Here is a 15,503-nt window from a genome sequence, read left to right as displayed (position 1 = left end):
TCGGATACGCTCGTGTATCGGAGTCCTGCTCCGCAGGTACAGAGACGTATCGCCTTCCTCCCCCTCACCGTCAGGAGACCGCGTGTCGTCGCTGCTCTACCGTCTCGGTCGTCGCGTGTACCGCGCCCACCGCCTCGTCGCCGTGCTCTGGCTGCTCATCGTCGTCGCCGGCGGAGGAGGCGCCCTGCTGTTGAACCAGGGCACCGACAACACCTTCTCGATCCCGGGCACGCAGTCGCAGACCGCGCTCGACCAGCTCGAGCGCACCTTCCCGCAGGTGAGCGGCACCTCGGCGCGCTACGTCGTGGTCGCCCCGGAGGGAGGCAGCGTCCAGGACGCCGACATCAAGGACCCGGTCAGCGCCGCGGTCACCGCCCTCGGCGATGTGGACGAGGTCGCCGCGGTCACCGACCCCTACTCCGACAGTGTCTCCGGCACGATCTCGGAGGCGGGGAATGCGCTCGTCATCACCGCCCAGATGGACGGCTCGGCCACCACGACGAGCGCCGCCAGCCGAGACGCGCTGAAGGCAGAGGCGACGACGCTGGAGGCGGCGCTGCCGGCCGGCTCCGTCGTCTCTCTGGGCGGCGACCTCTTCGCGCAGAACCTCCCCGGCGTCACGATCACCGAGGCGATCGGCCTCGTCGTCGCCCTGGTCGTGCTCGTGCTCACCTTCGGCTCGTTCCTGGCCGCCGGGATGCCCCTGGTCACCGCGCTGCTCGGCGTGGCGCTCTCGATGTCGGCGATCTTCATCGCCACCCGCTTCGCGTCGATCTCGTCGACCACCCCGCTGCTGGCGCTGATGCTGGGTCTCGCGGTCGGGATCGACTACGCCCTGTTCATCATCAGCCGCCACCAGGACCAGCTGCGGCAGGGCATGGACCCGGAGGAGTCGACCGCTCGCGCGACGGCGACCGCCGGCTCCGCGGTCGTGTTCGCCGGCCTGACCGTCATCATCGCTCTGGTCGGCCTCTCGGTCGCGGGCATCCCCTTCCTCACCACCATGGGCATCGCGGCGGCGGGCGGAGTCGCGATCGCCGTGATCATCGCCCTCACCCTCACTCCCGCGCTGCTCGGATTCGCGGGCGCGCGCCTCCGACCCAAGGAGCGCCGGGCGAAGAAGCGGGCCGCGAAGGCCGCAGCCGCCTCGGGCAGCCACGCCGACACGGAGGCTCCCGAGGACGCGGTCGTCCCCTCCCCCGGCTCGCACGCGCACGCCGAGGTCCCGCGCGGCTTCTTCCGCGGCTGGGTGCGGGTCGTCACCCGCTTCCCGATCGTCACGATCATCGCGGTGATCGGCGTTCTCGGCGTCGCCAGCATCCCGGCGCTCAGCCTGCGCCTCGCCCTGCCCGACGCGGGCTACCAGGCCGAGGGCACGCCCGCGCGCACCACCTACGACCTCCTCGCCGAGAACTTCGGAGCCGGCTACAACGGCCCGCTCATCGTCACCGGCACGATCATCGGCTCGACCGATCCGCTCGGCCTGATGAACGACCTCAAGGGCGAGATCGAGAGGCTCGACGGCGTCGCCTCGGTGCCCCTCGCGACACCGAACGAGACCGCCGACACCGGGATCATCCAGGTGATCCCCGAGGGCGGCCCCGATTCCGAGGCGACCAAGGCGCTGGTCGCCGAGATCCGTGACAAGCACGACTCCTTCCAGGAGGAGTACGGCGTCGACCTGGCGGTGACCGGCCAGACGGCGGTCGGCATCGACATCTCGGACACGCTCGCCACAGCGCTCCTGCCTTTCGGCCTGCTCGTGGTCGGCCTGTCCCTGGTGCTGCTGACGATGGTGTTCCGCTCGCTCTGGGTGCCGATCAAGGCGACGCTGGGCTATCTGCTCTCGGTCGGCGCCTCCTTCGGCGCTGTGGCCGCGGTGTTCGAGTGGGGCTGGTTCTCGGACGCGCTGCACGTGGACAAGACGGGTCCGATCATCAGCTTCATGCCGATCATCCTGATGGGCGTGCTCTTCGGCCTGGCGATGGACTACGAGGTGTTCCTGGTCTCGCGGATGCGCGAGGACTACGTGCACGGCCGTCCGGCGCGCGCCGCCGTCGAGTCGGGATTCGTCGGCTCGGCCAAGGTGGTCACGGCCGCCGCGATCATCATGTTCTCGGTCTTCGCCGCCTTCGTGCCGGAGGGGGACACCAACATCAAGCCGATCGCGCTCGGCCTGGCCGTCGGCGTCTTCGTCGACGCGTTCATCGTCCGGATGACGCTGGTGCCGGCCGTGCTGCATCTGCTCGGCGACCGCGCGTGGCACATGCCGCGCTGGCTCGACCGCATCCTCCCCTCCTTCGACGTCGAGGGCGAGGGGCTCACCAAGGAGCTCGCGCTCGCCGATTGGCCGGAGCCCGGCGCGACCGACGCGGTCGCCGCCGAGGGCCTGCACCTCGAAGGGCCCGACGGGCCGATCTACCGCGACGTCTCGGTGCGGGTGCCGGCCGGCGCCTCGCTCGTCGTGCACGGGCCGCACCGCTCGGGCCGCACCGCACTCCTGCTGAGCATCGCCGGCCGGCTGGCCCCCGACGCAGGGCGGCTCAAGGTCGACGGCCTCGTGGTGCCGATCCGCTCCGCCGCCGTGCGCGGGAGGGTCGGGCTGGTGCGGCTGGCCGGAGCCGCCGATCCGGTCGCCGAGGTGCGAGCGGCACTCGGCTCGGCACCGCGGCTGCTGGTGGTCGACGACCTCGACACGGTCACGGACCCACTGCTGCGCGACGCGATCCGTGCCGAGCTCGAAGCCGCCCGAGCGGCAGACGGCGGATTCACCCTGATCGCCTCCTCCGTCGACGCCGACGCGCTCGACGACCTCCTCCCCTCTGACCGCGGCACGCTCGCGGTCTCGCCCGCGGCCGAGCGCCGCGCGATCGCAAAGGTCCTCTGACAGATGGCTCTCCTCTCCCTCGAACGCCCCCGCGGCGTCAAGAAGGTGTCCTGGCTGACGATCCTCGGGATCGTCCTGGTCCCCCTCGTCGTCGGCGGCCTCCTGGTGTGGGCGCTGTGGAACCCGACCGAGCGCCTCGACCGGATCACGGCCGCCGTCGTCAACGAGGACACCCCCGTCGAGATCAACGGGCAGACGGTGCCGCTCGGGCGCCAGCTCGCGGCCGGCCTGGTGACGGGAGGCGGCGATTCCGCGGCGAGCGACCCGGCCGACTCCGCGACTCCCGGCGCCACGCCGTCGGCGACCCCCGCACCGAGCGAGACTCCCGCGCCGAACGTCTCGGGCTCGGACTCGTCCGGCAACTTCACCTGGGTGCTCACCGACAAGGACGACGCGGCGAAGGGTCTGGCCGACGGCAGCTACGCGACCGTCGTGACGATCCCCTCCTCCTTCTCGGCCGCAGCCACCTCGTACTCGGGCGACGCCGCGGCGGCGACGAAGGCGACCATCGACATCGCGACCAGCGAGAAGGCCAAACTCGTCGACGACGCCATCTCGGCGACCGTCACCAGCACCGCGACCTCACTGCTGAACACGCAGCTCACGACCGCCTACCTCCAGAACATCTACGTGGGCTTCTCCACGCTCAACGACCAGATCGGCCAGGCCGCCGACGGTGCAGGCACGCTCGCCGACGGTGCCGACCAGCTCGGCACGGGCGCCTCCGGCCTCGCCGACGGCACGAGCAGCCTCGCGGACGGCATCGACGAGCTCGCGAGCGGCGCCTCCTCCCTCTCGAGCGGAGTCGCGCAGCTGGGTACCGGCGCGTCATCCCTCGCCGACGGCGTCGGGCAGCTGGGCACCGGCGCCTCCGATCTCTCGGGCGGAGTCGCGCAGCTCGCGACGGGCGCCCGCGACTCCGCGACCGGGGCCACGGCGCTGCAGGGCGGTGCCTCCGAGCTGGCCGGCGGCCTCGATCAGCTGAGGGAGGGAGTGCAGACCACGGGTGCGGGGACGCAGCAGGTCGCGACCCTCAGCGCGGGGGCGGCGACGGCCACCTCCGAGACGTTCACGGCCCTCACCGGAGTGCTCGCGAGCTGCGGGACGACGGAGTGCAACGCCGCGAAGGCCGTCATCGCCTCGGCGACCGGGCCGACGGGCGCGGTCACCCTGACCGGGCAGACGGCCGGAGCGGTCGCCGGGATCGACGCCGGGATCCGCACCGGCGGCGGCGGGCAGCCCTCGCTGATCGACGCGGTCGGCCAGTCCGCCACCGGCGCCCGCACGCTCGCCGACGGCATCGGTCGCTTGTCCGGCGGACTCACCCAGCTCGCCGACGGCGCCGACAGCGCGGCCGGCGGCGCGGCGCAGCTCTCCTCGGGAGCGACCACCGCCGCCTCCGGAGCCCGCGACCTCGCGACCGGCGCGACCACCGCCGCGGGCGGAGCCGCCGACCTCGCCGACGGAGCCTCCTCGGCCGCCGACGGCGCCGACCAGCTCGCCGACGGCGCCACCGGCGTCTCGGACGGCGCCGTGCAGCTCGCCGACGGCAGCCGCTCGCTCGCCACCGGGCTGGACTCGGCCGTCGCCCAGCTGCCGACCTACACCGACGCCGAGTCGAAGAACCTCGCCGACGTCGTCTCGGACCCGGTCGAGAACGCGAGCAGTACGGACGACCTGTTCGGGGCCTCCAGCGTCCCGTTCTTCGCGACGATCGCGCTCTGGCTCGGCGCGCTCGCGACGTTCCTCGTGCTCGCCGCCTTCTCGCACCGCGCGCTCTCCTCGACCCGCTCCTCCGCGGCGCTCGCCCTCTCCTCCTCCCTGCCCGCGATCGTGATCGGAGTCGTGCAGGGCCTCGCGGTCGCGATCGTGATGAGCAGCGTGGCGGGGCTGGACCCGGGCCGCTGGGTGGGCTTCGCGCTGCTCTCGATGCTGGCCGGCGCGTCGTTCGCCACCGTCAACCAGGGGCTGGTCGCGCTGCTCGGCGGCATCGGCAGATTCCTCTCGATGGTCGCGGCGGTGATCGGCCTCGGCGCGGGCATCATCTCGACGGTGCCCGGCCTGTTCGACGACGTGCTCGGGTTCCTGCCGCTGTCGGCAGCGCAGAACGCGCTTTCGGGAGTGGTCGAGGGCACAGAGGGGACGGCCGGCGCGGTCGTCGGACTGGTGATCTGGCTGCTGTTCGGCCTGCTGCTGACCGTCGCCGCCATCGCCCGGAGGCGTGTCACGTCGGTCCGCTCCCTGCGGCGCACCGCAGAGGCGTAGGACGGTCGGAGCGCGGTCGGACGGCCGCGCTCCGACACCTGTCGGTCATCGCGAGATGCCTCTCCCCCGAGGTAGGGGCGCTTGGCGCGAGGATCGCGCCGCGACCGCGCCTGGCGGACCTCTTCCGCAGTCCGGGGGTTACCCTGACGCGGTGGAGTCGGTACCGACGGAGATCCGGACACGACGGGTGTACAGCCCGTCCGTCGTCCTCCGTCTGCGAACCCTCCTCCTGCGACTGGTCTGCGCTGCACTGGCAGCGGTGATCATCCCGTTCGCCGTCCTGGCCGACCGGCGCGGCGTCCTCGACGAGTCGCTCCTCGCGATCGGCTTCCTCGCCGTCACCCTCGTGTTCGGCCTGGTCTCGGCCGTGTCGCTCTTCGCCGTCACGCCGACCCGCGTGATGACGACCGACACGCAGGTGGTCCTGATGCGCGGCCGCCACCGACGCGAGCAGTGGCCCCGCCGCTCCGTCCGCTTCATGGAGTCGGCCGACGGAGACGGTTTCGTCGCCTGGTGCCGTGGCGACGGGATCGAGGTCCGCTGCGCGCACTTCCTCCCCGACGATCTGGCCGCCCTGCGCGCCGATCTCGGAGCCGTTCCCTTCGTCCGCGACGCCGTGCCGCCCTCGGCCGCTGTGGGCAGCGCTCCCGTGCTCTTCCGCCCGCACCGCGCCCCACTGCGCTGGCGGGCCCTCGTGCTCGTCGCCGTCGCGACGGAGGCGTTCGCCGCGGGCGTCCTCTCCGTCGCCCTGGCCGGAGCGCCCGCTGCCGACCGCCTCCAGATCGCCGCAGGCGCCGTGATCGTGGCCCTCTCGCTGCCGCTCGGACTGCTGGCCGTGCGCCTGGCTCTGCGACCCGGCCTCCCGCGCACGATCGTCGTCTCGGAGTCCGCGATCCAGATCGACGGCCTGGTCTTCCCGCTCGACACGCTGCGCTCCCTGGTGGCCAGCGGCCCGAGTGGATCCCGCGGCCTGCGGCTGACCCTCACCGAGTTCAGCGGCCGGGTCACCGAGGTGCCGCTCGGGCTGCGCCTGCCGACCCTCGGACGCGAGCAGCTCTTCCCGGACTACCCGCTCCTGCTCGGCGTGCTGCGCGAGCGCACCGCCCCGCTGCCGGGCCTGCTGCGGATCGAGGGGTAGCGGAGGCGGCGGAGCGGATCTGCCGGGCGGCGCGGGGCCGCCGCTCACCTCGTCCATCCGGCGGCCCGCGCCCGTCGCGAGCGCGGGCCGCCGGGACCAGGCCGGGCCGCCCGCCGTCACCGGCCGCTCAGCCGCTCAGCGCCGAGGTGGGCGGGGTCCGCGCGGCGCGGATCGCCGGATAGAGCCCGGCGATCGCTCCGATCACGAGTGTCGCTGCGATTCCGGCGAGCAGCACCTCGGGAGGGACCGAGATCGGCCAGCCGTTCACGGCCGCGACGACACTCGTGACCCCGGTGCCGAGCAGGGCACCGGCGACACCTCCGAGAGCGGACAGCAGGAGCGCCTCCATCAGGAACTGCGAACGGATGTGCCCGCGGGTCGCCCCGAGCGCTCGCCGCAACCCGATCTCGCGACGACGCTCGAGCACCGAGATCACCATGGTGTTCGCCACTCCGATGCCGCCGACGAGCAGAGCGACCGACCCGAGCCCGAGGAGGAGACCGGTGAACGCCTGATCGGCGGCGTTCTTCGCGGCCAGGGCGTCCGACGGCCGCGACACCGACACCTCCTCCGGCGCCGACGGGCTGACCGTGCGGGGCAGCAGTGCGCGCACCTGCGGCACGAGCTCCTCCGGAGACCGTTCGTACACGGTGGTCGGCTTGCCGTCGAAACCAAAGCGGTCGGCTGCGATCGCCTGCCCGATCATCGCAGTCGTGTCGAGTTCGGGCGCGAGCGCGACCGGATCGAGGACACCGACGACGGTGAAGTGCTCCCCGCCGAGCTGGATGACCGACCCGACGGTCGCGATGCCGAGGCGCTCGGCGGCCTTCGAGCCCAGGACGACGGTCGGGAAGCTCCCCGTCGCAGCGTTGAGCCACTCGCCCGCGGCGAGGGTGCCTCCGACGACGTCGAACAGCCCATCGGTGACAGCGGTCACGCCGAGTCCGCCGCTCTGGGCCGGATCGATCATGCTGCTGCGGTAGACGGACAACCCGCTCATCGCACCGGCACCGCCGACCTGCTCGACACCGCCGAGGAGACCGACCTTGCCGACGGTGTCCTCGGGGAGGGTGACCACCGTGCCCAGGAGACTCTTGCCCGGCTGCACGGTCAACAGGTTGGTGCCGAGCTGCGCGAGCTGAGCCTGCAGCCTCGCCTGACTGGACGAGGAGATGCCGACAACGGCGATCATCGCGGCTATCCCGATGGCGATGCCGAGCGCGGAGAGGAAGGCGCGCATCGGCCGAGCACGGAGGCCGGTCGTGCCGAGCCCCAGAACGTCGCGACCGAGGAGCCGGGAGCGCCGACCGCCTGCGGTGCGGCCCGGGTCCCCGGTCATGCTGCACGCTCCGAGTCGCCGACGATGCGACCGTCGCGGATGACGACCTGGCGGGGCAGGCGGGTGGCGAGCTCCGCGTCGTGGGTGATCACCACGACGGTCGTCCCGCCGCGGTGCAGTTCATGGAGAAGCTCCACGATGCTCGCGCCCGAGACGGAATCGAGGTTGCCCGTCGGTTCGTCGGCGAGAAGCAGCGGAGGATCGCCCACCACGGCGCGGGCGATCGCGACGCGCTGCCGCTCACCGCCGGAGAGCTGGGTCGGGCGGTGGTCGAGGCGGTGGCCGAGGCCGACGCGTTCGAGCGCGTCGACGGCGCGCCGTCGCCGCTCGGCGCGAGGGACCCCCGTATAGAGGAGGCCGTCCGCGACGTTGTCCACCGAGCTGACGCCGTCCGAGAGGTGGAACTGCTGGAACACGAAGCCGATCCGGTAGGCACGCAGTGCCGACAGTCTCGCGTCGGACAGCCGGCCCACGTCGGCACCGGCGATGTGGGCCGTCCCGCTCGTCGGACGGTCGAGGGTGCCGATCAGGTTGAGCATCGTCGACTTCCCCGAGCCGCTCGGTCCGACGATCGCGACGAACTCCCCCTCCTCGATCACCAGGTCGACACCGGCGAGCGCGAGGGTCGGCGGTTCGCCGTACTCGCGGGTGATGGCAGCGAGACGGATGATGGGCGCGGTCTCTCCGGACGCGGTCATGATGCCGGCACCACGACGTCGAGGTCGGCGCGGACGCCGTCGCCCGAGACCTCCACGCGACCGTCGGCGAACAGGCCGGTCGTGACCGGCACGGTGGTGCGGGTGCCGTCCTCGCCGACGATCTCGACTCCGAAGGACTTGTCGTCGACGGCGATGAGCGCCTCGACCGGCACCGACAGCACGTTCTCCCGCCGCTCCGTCGGGAACCCGACGGTGACGCTCGCCCGCTGGAGGTCGGCGGCGGCGGTCGGGTCGTCGAGCGCGACTCCGACGGGGATCGTCGTCGTCTTCTGACCGTTCGTCTCGGTCTCGGCAGGCGCGCCGACGTCGGTGACGGTTCCCGCCGTCGTCCCGCCGCCCGGCAACCGGACGTCGACCTTCGCGCCGACGACGCCGAGACGCTGATCGGCCAGCTTGAGCTGCACCTCGATGCGCTTCACGAGGGAGGACACCGTGACGATCTCGGCGGCAGCAGGGCTCCCGACGGCGGCGTCGACGGAGGCGATCCGGACGTCGCCCGGCAGGAACACGACGGAACCGAGTTCCAGCCGACCGGTCTGCTGGACGCCGAGCGCCTTCTGCCAGCGCACGATCGCGCGCTCGGTCGAGGAGGCGAACTCCTTGTCGGGGGTGCGGTCGAAGAAGCCGAGCGCTGCGAGGCTCTGCTCCAGCTGCTGGACGTCCGGTCCGTCGCCCATACCGGAGGCGAACGGCCGCCAGGCGGGCAGCGGGCCGTGGAGCAGCACGACCGGAACGTTGTCGACGGTGTAGAGCGCGCCCCCGAGGGCCACGGTGCTGCCCGGCACCGGGACGCTGGTCACGATGCCTGCTCCGCTGCCGACCTTGCGCTGGTCGGCGTAGTCGAGCGTGCCGGTCACCTGAGTGGTGCCGACGAGGTCGCCGGCCGTGATCGGAGCGGTGCCCGTCGGGATGCTGCTGCGCGGCTCCTCCTGGGTCGCCCCGGCGGCCGGGACCAGAGTCACCACGGCTGCTGCACCGCCGACGAACAGGACAGCGCAGACGATGCCGGCGATGACGCGGCGTCGCGTGCTCATCGGGCGCTGCCGGTCGAGCTGCCGCTGCCCGCACCTGCGGAGAGGCCGCAGGTGTCGAGCACATCCTCGGGGATGTCGAGGGGGAACTCCATCGCTTCGCCCTTGACCGGGTCGTCGACGTCGACGCCGTTGGCCCGCAAGCACTCGGCCGTCGTGAGCTGGCCCTCGAACTCATCGGCGACCGAGGTCTCACCGTCGGGTGCCGGCGGTTCGCCCAGACGGGCCATGCAGGTCTCGGAGGCGGTCTGGAAGACCTCGGAGCCGGCCTCGTCGACGCCGATCGCGGCGGTTCCGCCGTCCGACGCCGGGTCGGGCATGTCGACGCCCTCGCCCCGCATGCAGGAGGCGTAGTCGACCTGCCAGTCGTTGAACGAGCCCGCGGAGGTCGGGGACTGCTCGGCGCTTCCGGGCGTGCCGCTGGTGCACGCGGCGAGCGATCCGATCAGGAGGGGAACGGTCAGGAGGACGGCGACCTTGGCCGCGTAGCGGCGGGCCCTGCTGGTGGTGGTCGTGGTGGTGGACATGCGTGCTCCTCGATGATTGGGGCTGATGACGACGAGTCCACCGCGGAGCGCATTGCCCGAGTGTCAACGAAAACGTTGACGTTTTCTGAACACCCGGTCCGGCAGGGAACGCCCCCGGCGATCGGCCGCTCAGGAGACGACCGTCCCGTGCGTCTACGATCCGGATGCGATCGGCGTCCAGTCGGGCGGCAGGAGCGGGCGACGTTGACGCTCTCGTTACACCACCGCTGCTGGACTGGTCGTGTCACCGCCGTGGTCGCCCGACCGCGCCCCTTGAGAGGTCCATATGCGCGTCCTGGTCGCCGAAGACGAGATCTATCTGGCCGAGGCCGTCCGCGACGGTCTGCGTCAGGAGGCGATCGCCGCAGACCTCGTCCACGACGGCGACGCCGCCCTCGAGGCGCTCACCGTCAACGACTACGACGTGATCCTCCTCGACCGCGACCTCCCGGGCACGCACGGCGACGATGTCTGTCGCGCGGTGGTCGCCGCGCACCCCGGTGTCCGAGTGATGATGCTGACCGCTGCACGCCGGCTCGACGACACGGTGTCCGGCCTCGGCGCCGGTGCGGACGACTACCTCGTGAAGCCGTTCGAGTTCCCCGAACTGGTCGCCCGGCTGCGCGCCCTCGTGCGCCGTACCGCGGAGTCGAGGCCGCCCGTTCTCGAGCGCGCCGGCGTCCGCCTCGATCCCTTCCGCCGAGAGGTCTTCCGCGACGGGGTCTACATGAAGCTCTCGCGCAAGGAGTTCGCGGTCCTCGAGCAGCTCCTGCTCGCCGACGGCGGCGTGGTCAGCGCGGAGGCGCTCCTGGAGAAGGCGTGGGACGAGAACGTGGATCCGTTCACCAACACGATCCGGGTCACGATCTCGAACCTCCGTCGGCGGCTCGGATCGCCGTGGGTGATCAGGACGGTCCCGGGTGTCGGCTACCGGATCGAGGGCGAGTGATGCCCCGCACGGAGGCCGCGGGTCTGCTGGGCAGGCCGCACCGGCTCACGGTCCGCATGCGGTGGACGCTCACGTACACCGCGCTCTTCACGATCGCCGGGTCGGTGATGCTCGTGCTCATCTACGTCTTCATGCGGTACGTGCCGACCTACGCGATCAGCGCGACGAACGCCGGTGGCACCTCGGCTCCCCTCTCCACCCCGATGCCGGCAGACGCCCTGCCCAGCACGTCCAGCCACCGGGTGTCGGGAGGCCTGACGTCGGCCGATGGCGCCGCCGCTCTCGTCGTCTCCGATCAGAACGACATCCTCACCACACTGCTCGTCTGGTCCGTCATCGTCCTCGTGCTGCTCGCCGGCGCGAGCGCGTGGGTCGGCTGGATCATGTCGGGACGCCTCCTCCGCCCGTTGCACACGATCAACGAGGCCGCCCTGCGTGCGGCCACAGGTTCGTTCGACCACCGCGTCGCCCTCTCCGGCCCGAGGGACGAGATCACCGACCTCTCGGACACCTTCGATCACATGCTGGAGAGACTGGACCGGTCGTTCCGCGCCCACCAGCGTTTCGCGGCGAATGCCTCGCACGAGCTGCGGACTCCGCTCGCGACGACGCAGGCGATGCTCGATGTCGCCGCGCGCCGCGAGCACCTGGACGACGACAGCACCCGCGCGCTCCTCGCCCGCCTGCGCGAGACGAACTCGCGCAGCATCCTGACCGTCGAGGCGATCCTCGACCTCGCCGATCTGGACCACTCCGGACTGAGCACCGAGCAGGTCTCGCTGACGCGGATCGTCGCCCAGTCGGTGGACGCCCTTCGTCCGGTGGCCGCTGCCCGCGCTGTCGACTGCACCGTCGATCTCGACGAGGTGACGGTCCGGGGAGATCCGGCGATGCTGACCCAGCTGTGCGAGAACCTCCTCCAGAACGCCGTGCGGCACAACGAGGACGGCGGATCGCTCCGCGTGACGGTGACGCGCCCCGGCGGGCCGGTGGGCGGCGGCGCCCTCCTCTGCGTGGAGAACTCGGGGGCTCGGGTCCGCCAGGAGGACGTCGAGCGGCTCACCGAGCCGTTCTACCGGGCAAGCGGACGGGTCTCCGCAGGGGCCGAACGCTCCCGAGGGCTCGGGCTGGCCATCGTCGAGAGCATCGCCGACGCACACGGGGCGGCGCTGCGTCTGACCGCGCGCGCCGAGGGCGGACTCGTGGCGACGGTCACCTTCCCCGAGTGGTGAGGATCCGCGACCGACGGCCCGTCAGTCCTCGGAGCCGTCGGCGATGCGCCGATGGTGGTGGATGACCTCGGCGACGATGAAGCCGAGGAACTTCTCGGCGAAGGCAGGGTCGAGGTGAGCCTCCTCGGCGAGTCCCCGCAGCCGCGCGATCTGACGTGCCTCGCGCTCCAGGTCCGCCGGAGGGAGACCGTGCGCGGCCTTGAGTATGCCGACCTTCTGCGTGAACTTGAAGCGCTCCGCGAGCAGGTGGATCAGCGCCGCGTCGATGTTGTCGATGCTCTGACGGATCTGGGTGAGCTCGGCGCGCGCCCCGGTCTCGTCGGTCGACAGGTCCTCGTTCATGCGCCGACCCTAACCGACCAGGGATGTCCGTCGGCTGACGGCCGCACGACGACGGCCCCGTCCCGGATCGGGGAGGGGCCGTCGCGGAGGGTCCGGTCAGTCGACCAGGTTGATCTGCACGGGGATGTTGCCGCGGGTGGCGTTCGAGTACGGGCAGAGGGTGTGCGCCGCGTCGGCGACCTTCCGTGCATCCTCGGGGCCGGCCTTCGGCACGTAGACGTCGAGCTCGACCGAGAGGCCGAAGCCGTCGGAGTCGTTCTTGCCGATCGAGACGCTGGCCGAGACGGCGGCGTCGGTCGTGTCGATCTTCAGCTGACGGCCTGCTCCGTGCAGAGCACTGAGGAAGCAGGCCGAGTAGCCGGCGGCGAAGAGCTGTTCGGGGTTGGTCCCCTCGCCGGAGCCGCCGAGCTCCTGCGGGGCGCGGGTGTCGAGGTCGAGACGGTCGTCCTCGGTGCGGACGTGGCCGTCGCGTCCTCCACCGGAAGCGTGGGCGATGGCAGTGTAGAGAGCATCCATCCCCCTATCCCATCACTTCTGGGCCGTGAGTGGGATGAACGTCGGGTGGACGTGCGCCGTGCGGAGGCCCGGCGCAGCGCGCGGACGCCACGGGACAGCGGACAGTGCGCCCGCGCCCATCCGACGCCGGTCGGCGGCCTACGCGCTCGTCTCCCCGACCCTGATGAAGACCGCTGCCGCGGCGGCACCGAGGAGCACCACTGCGGCGACGAGCATGCACGTCTGCATCCCACCGACGAAACCCGTCCGGTCGGCGAGGAGCGCGCCGAAGACGGCGATGGCGACCGCGCCTCCCACCTGGCGGAAGGTGTTGAACACAGCGCTCGCGGTACTCGCTCGGTGCGGGGGGGACGCTCGCGAGCACCACGGCGGTGGCGGGCGGCATCGCCACAGCGCCACCGGCGCCGGTCAGCACGAGGAGGGCGCTCACCGCGATCACCGAGTCGAGCGGAGCGGCCAAGAGCAGCCCGAGCAGCCCGACCGCCATCGTCGTCAACCCGAGAGCGATGGGCACCCGCGGTCTGAACCGGTTGGCGAGGGTCCCGCTGACGATGTTCCCCACGACACCGAACGCGGCGGAGGGGAGGAAGACCAGGCCGGCGAGCAGCGGGGAGAGGCCGAGATGCTGCTGGAGGTAGAGGCTCACGACGAACACCGACCCGAAGTTGCCCACCATGAAGGCGAAGCCGACGAGGAGCGCGATCCTCATGTCGGAGCCGCGGAAGAGATCGAGCGGCATCATCGGGTGCCTGCTCCGCCGCTGCACGGCGAGGAAGCAGGAGAGGGCGACGACGGCGAGCGCCAGGCAGCCGACGATGGCGGGGTCGCCGTAGCCGAGGGCGCCTCCCTCGATGAGCCCGTACATCAGAGCGCCGAGGCCGAGCAGCGAGAGCGCCTGACCCCACCAGTCGAACAGTGCGGGGTGGGTGGGCGACGCCGCGACGGAGCGCAGCAGGAGGAGCATCGCCGCGCAGACCGGGACGTTGATGAGGAACACGAGCCGCCAGTCGACGACCGTCAGCAGGCCGCCCAGGAGCGGTCCGACGGCGACAGCGACGGCACCGCCGACGGCCCAGATCCCGAGAGCGCGAGCACGCTCCCGCGAATCGGGGAACGCCTCGCGCAGGAGCGCCATCGAGGACGGCAGCATCACGGCGGCAGCCGCTCCCTGGACGAGACGGGCGGCGACCAGTGCGCCGACGGTGGGCGCGAGAGCGCACGCCAGCGAGGACAGCAGGAACAGGGCGACTCCCGCGCCCGGGAATGCGCTCAGAACGACCCCGGAAGGCCGTCAAGCCCCTCCCCCTCCGCGCCCTCCTGGTGTGCGGTGGAAAGACACCTCGACCCGGCGCGAGCCGGAGAACGGAGACGCGCATGCGAGCACTTACCTGGCAGGGCACCGAGAAGGTCTCGGTCGAGACGGTTCCGGACCCCCGTCTGCAGCAGCCCACGGATGCGATCGTGCGGATCACCTCGACGGCGATCTGCGGCTCCGATCTGCACCTCTACCGCCTCCTGGGGCCCTACCTCGACCGGGGCGACATCCTCGGTCACGAGCCGATGGGGATCGTCGAGGAGGTCGGCTCCGCGGTCACGTCGCTCCGGGTCGGCGACCGCGTCGTCATCCCGTTCACCATCTCCTGCGGCGACTGCTTCATGTGCCGTCGCGGGTTGCAGTCGCAGTGCGAGACGACTCAGGTCACCGAGTACGGCTCGGGCGCGTCGCTCTACGGCTACACCAAGATGTACGGGCAGGTTCCCGGAGGACAGGCCGAATTCCTCCGCGTGCCCCTCGCCGACTACAACGCCGTCGTCGTGGGGTCGGACCTGCCCGACGAGCGCTACCTCTTCCTCAGCGACATCGTGCCGACCGCCTGGCAGGGCGTCGAGTACGCGCGGGTCCCCGACGGCGGAACGCTCGTGGTCTTCGGCCTCGGCCCGGTCGGCCAGTTCGCCTCGCGCATCGGGGTGCACAAGGGCTTCCGGGTGCTCGCGGTCGATCCGGTCGCCGAGCGCCGCGAGATGGCCGCGCGCCACGGCGTCGAGACGTTCGACCTCGCGGACGACATCGCCGACCAGCTGCGCGACCTGACCGAGGGGCGCGGCCCGGACTCCGTCGTCGACGCCGTGGGGATGGAGGCGCACGGCTCGCCGATGGGCTCGTTCGCGCAGTCGGTGGCCGGGCTGCTCCCCGACCCGCTCGCGCGCAAGGCGATGGACACGGTCGGAGTCGACCGGCTCGCGGCGGTGACCGCCTCGCTCGACCTCGTGCGCCGCGGCGGGACCGTCTCGCTCAGCGGTGTCTACGGCGGTGAGGCCGATCCGCTGCCACTGAAGTCGATGTTCGACAAGCAGGTGACGCTGACGATGGGCCAGTGCAACGTGAAGCGCTGGATCGACGACCTGCTGCCGCTGGTCGAGGACCCCTCCGACCCGCTGGGCGTGATGGACCTCGTGACGCACCGGGCTCCGCTCGAGGACGCTCCCGCGCTCTACGAGACCTTCCAGAAGAAGGAGGACGGCTGCATCAAGGTCGTGCTGCAGCCGTAGGCCGACGC

The 15,503-nt window shown here is 71.9% G+C and carries 13 protein-coding genes; 6 read left to right on the top strand and 7 right to left on the bottom strand.

Features of this window, described 5'->3' with window-relative positions:
* Nucleotides 1-82: 82 nt before the first annotated feature.
* The 3 genes from GSU10_RS00950 (at nucleotide 83) to GSU10_RS00940 (ending at nucleotide 6,290) form a co-directional block, all read left to right on the top strand.
* Nucleotides 83-2,887 (top strand): MMPL family transporter, encoded by a 2,805-nt coding sequence (locus GSU10_RS00950; RefSeq protein ID WP_132504694.1) that lies wholly within the window; start codon nucleotides 83-85, stop codon nucleotides 2,885-2,887.
* A 3-nt stretch (nucleotides 2,888-2,890) separates the two neighbouring features.
* The gene (locus GSU10_RS00945) at nucleotides 2,891-5,152 is read left to right on the top strand and encodes a YhgE/Pip domain-containing protein (RefSeq protein WP_132504692.1); all 2,262 of its coding nucleotides are present in this window, start codon (nucleotides 2,891-2,893) and stop codon (nucleotides 5,150-5,152) included.
* A 187-nt stretch (nucleotides 5,153-5,339) separates the two neighbouring features.
* A complete protein-coding gene (locus GSU10_RS00940; RefSeq protein WP_068213678.1) occupies nucleotides 5,340-6,290 on the top strand; it encodes a hypothetical protein in 951 nt (316 codons plus the stop codon).
* Nucleotides 6,291-6,417: 127 nt separating this feature from the next.
* Here the strand turns inward: GSU10_RS00940 and GSU10_RS00935 are convergent, their stop codons facing one another.
* Genes GSU10_RS00935 through GSU10_RS00920 form a run of 4 tightly spaced genes read right to left on the bottom strand, consistent with a single transcriptional unit; the run spans nucleotide 6,418 to nucleotide 9,906 of the window.
* The gene (locus GSU10_RS00935) at nucleotides 6,418-7,629 is read right to left on the bottom strand and encodes an ABC transporter permease (protein WP_068210145.1); all 1,212 of its coding nucleotides are present in this window, start codon (nucleotides 7,627-7,629) and stop codon (nucleotides 6,418-6,420) included.
* Complete coding sequence (locus tag GSU10_RS00930; RefSeq protein ID WP_068210144.1) at nucleotides 7,626-8,327, bottom strand: ABC transporter ATP-binding protein; 702 nt, start codon at nucleotides 8,325-8,327, stop codon at nucleotides 7,626-7,628. Before GSU10_RS00930 ends, GSU10_RS00935 begins: the two co-directional genes overlap by 4 nt.
* Nucleotides 8,324-9,382 carry a peptidoglycan-binding protein gene (locus tag GSU10_RS00925; protein WP_068210142.1) on the bottom strand — a complete coding sequence of 353 codons (1,059 nt, stop codon included), beginning with the start codon at nucleotides 9,380-9,382 and terminating at the stop codon, nucleotides 8,324-8,326. The genes GSU10_RS00930 and GSU10_RS00925 overlap by 4 nt, the downstream gene beginning before the upstream one ends.
* Entirely contained in the window at nucleotides 9,379-9,906 is a 528-nt protein-coding gene (locus GSU10_RS00920) for a hypothetical protein (RefSeq protein WP_068210139.1), read from the bottom strand. Before GSU10_RS00920 ends, GSU10_RS00925 begins: the two co-directional genes overlap by 4 nt.
* Nucleotides 9,907-10,192: 286 nt before the next feature.
* Between GSU10_RS00920 and GSU10_RS00915 the strand changes: the two genes are divergently transcribed.
* Together GSU10_RS00915 and GSU10_RS00910 are read left to right on the top strand one after the other, a co-directional pair.
* A complete protein-coding gene (locus GSU10_RS00915; protein ID WP_068210137.1) occupies nucleotides 10,193-10,855 on the top strand; it encodes a response regulator transcription factor in 663 nt (220 codons plus the stop codon).
* Nucleotides 10,855-12,087, top strand: coding sequence for a HAMP domain-containing sensor histidine kinase (locus tag GSU10_RS00910; RefSeq protein WP_068210135.1), 1,233 nt, complete (start codon nucleotides 10,855-10,857; stop codon nucleotides 12,085-12,087). The genes GSU10_RS00915 and GSU10_RS00910 overlap by 1 nt, the downstream gene beginning before the upstream one ends.
* A gap of 21 nt (nucleotides 12,088-12,108) precedes the next feature.
* Here GSU10_RS00910 and GSU10_RS00905 read toward each other — a convergent pair whose 3' ends face one another.
* The 3 genes from GSU10_RS00905 to GSU10_RS00895 form a co-directional block, all read right to left on the bottom strand.
* The gene (locus GSU10_RS00905) at nucleotides 12,109-12,429 is read right to left on the bottom strand and encodes a chorismate mutase (RefSeq protein WP_068210133.1); all 321 of its coding nucleotides are present in this window, start codon (nucleotides 12,427-12,429) and stop codon (nucleotides 12,109-12,111) included.
* 96 nt (nucleotides 12,430-12,525) lie between these two features.
* Nucleotides 12,526-12,945, bottom strand: coding sequence for an organic hydroperoxide resistance protein (locus GSU10_RS00900; protein ID WP_068210131.1), 420 nt, complete (start codon nucleotides 12,943-12,945; stop codon nucleotides 12,526-12,528).
* A gap of 4 nt (nucleotides 12,946-12,949) precedes the next feature.
* Complete coding sequence (locus GSU10_RS00895; RefSeq protein WP_241972899.1) at nucleotides 12,950-14,170, bottom strand: MFS transporter; 1,221 nt, start codon at nucleotides 14,168-14,170, stop codon at nucleotides 12,950-12,952.
* Nucleotides 14,171-14,319: 149 nt separating this feature from the next.
* On the opposite strand from GSU10_RS00895, the gene GSU10_RS00890 reads away from it, so the two are divergent.
* On the top strand, nucleotides 14,320-15,495 hold the full coding sequence (locus GSU10_RS00890) for a zinc-dependent alcohol dehydrogenase (RefSeq protein ID WP_068210122.1): 1,176 nt from the start codon (nucleotides 14,320-14,322) through the stop codon (nucleotides 15,493-15,495).
* Nucleotides 15,496-15,503 lie beyond the last annotated feature (8 nt).

This window comes from Rathayibacter tanaceti, assembly GCF_009834165.1.
GTDB classification, from domain to species: domain Bacteria; phylum Actinomycetota; class Actinomycetes; order Actinomycetales; family Microbacteriaceae; genus Rathayibacter; species Rathayibacter tanaceti.
The sequence above is the reverse complement of the archived record's forward strand: the minus strand, read 5'-3'. Positions and strand labels throughout refer to the sequence as shown.

Coding starts and splice junctions, on each gene's coding strand:
- GSU10_RS00945 (WP_132504692.1), top strand. CDS start 2,891: ATGGCTCTCCTCTCCCTCGAACGCCCCCGCGGCGTCAAGAAGGTGTCC.
- GSU10_RS00935 (WP_068210145.1), bottom strand. CDS start 7,629: ATGACCGGGGACCCGGGCCGCACCGCAGGCGGTCGGCGCTCCCGGCTC.
- GSU10_RS00930 (WP_068210144.1), bottom strand. CDS start 8,327: ATGACCGCGTCCGGAGAGACCGCGCCCATCATCCGTCTCGCTGCCATC.
- GSU10_RS00925 (WP_068210142.1), bottom strand. CDS start 9,382: ATGAGCACGCGACGCCGCGTCATCGCCGGCATCGTCTGCGCTGTCCTG.
- GSU10_RS00920 (WP_068210139.1), bottom strand. CDS start 9,906: ATGTCCACCACCACGACCACCACCAGCAGGGCCCGCCGCTACGCGGCC.
- GSU10_RS00915 (WP_068210137.1), top strand. CDS start 10,193: ATGCGCGTCCTGGTCGCCGAAGACGAGATCTATCTGGCCGAGGCCGTC.
- GSU10_RS00910 (WP_068210135.1), top strand. CDS start 10,855: ATGCCCCGCACGGAGGCCGCGGGTCTGCTGGGCAGGCCGCACCGGCTC.
- GSU10_RS00905 (WP_068210133.1), bottom strand. CDS start 12,429: ATGAACGAGGACCTGTCGACCGACGAGACCGGGGCGCGCGCCGAGCTC.
- GSU10_RS00900 (WP_068210131.1), bottom strand. CDS start 12,945: ATGGATGCTCTCTACACTGCCATCGCCCACGCTTCCGGTGGAGGACGC.
- GSU10_RS00890 (WP_068210122.1), top strand. CDS start 14,320: ATGCGAGCACTTACCTGGCAGGGCACCGAGAAGGTCTCGGTCGAGACG.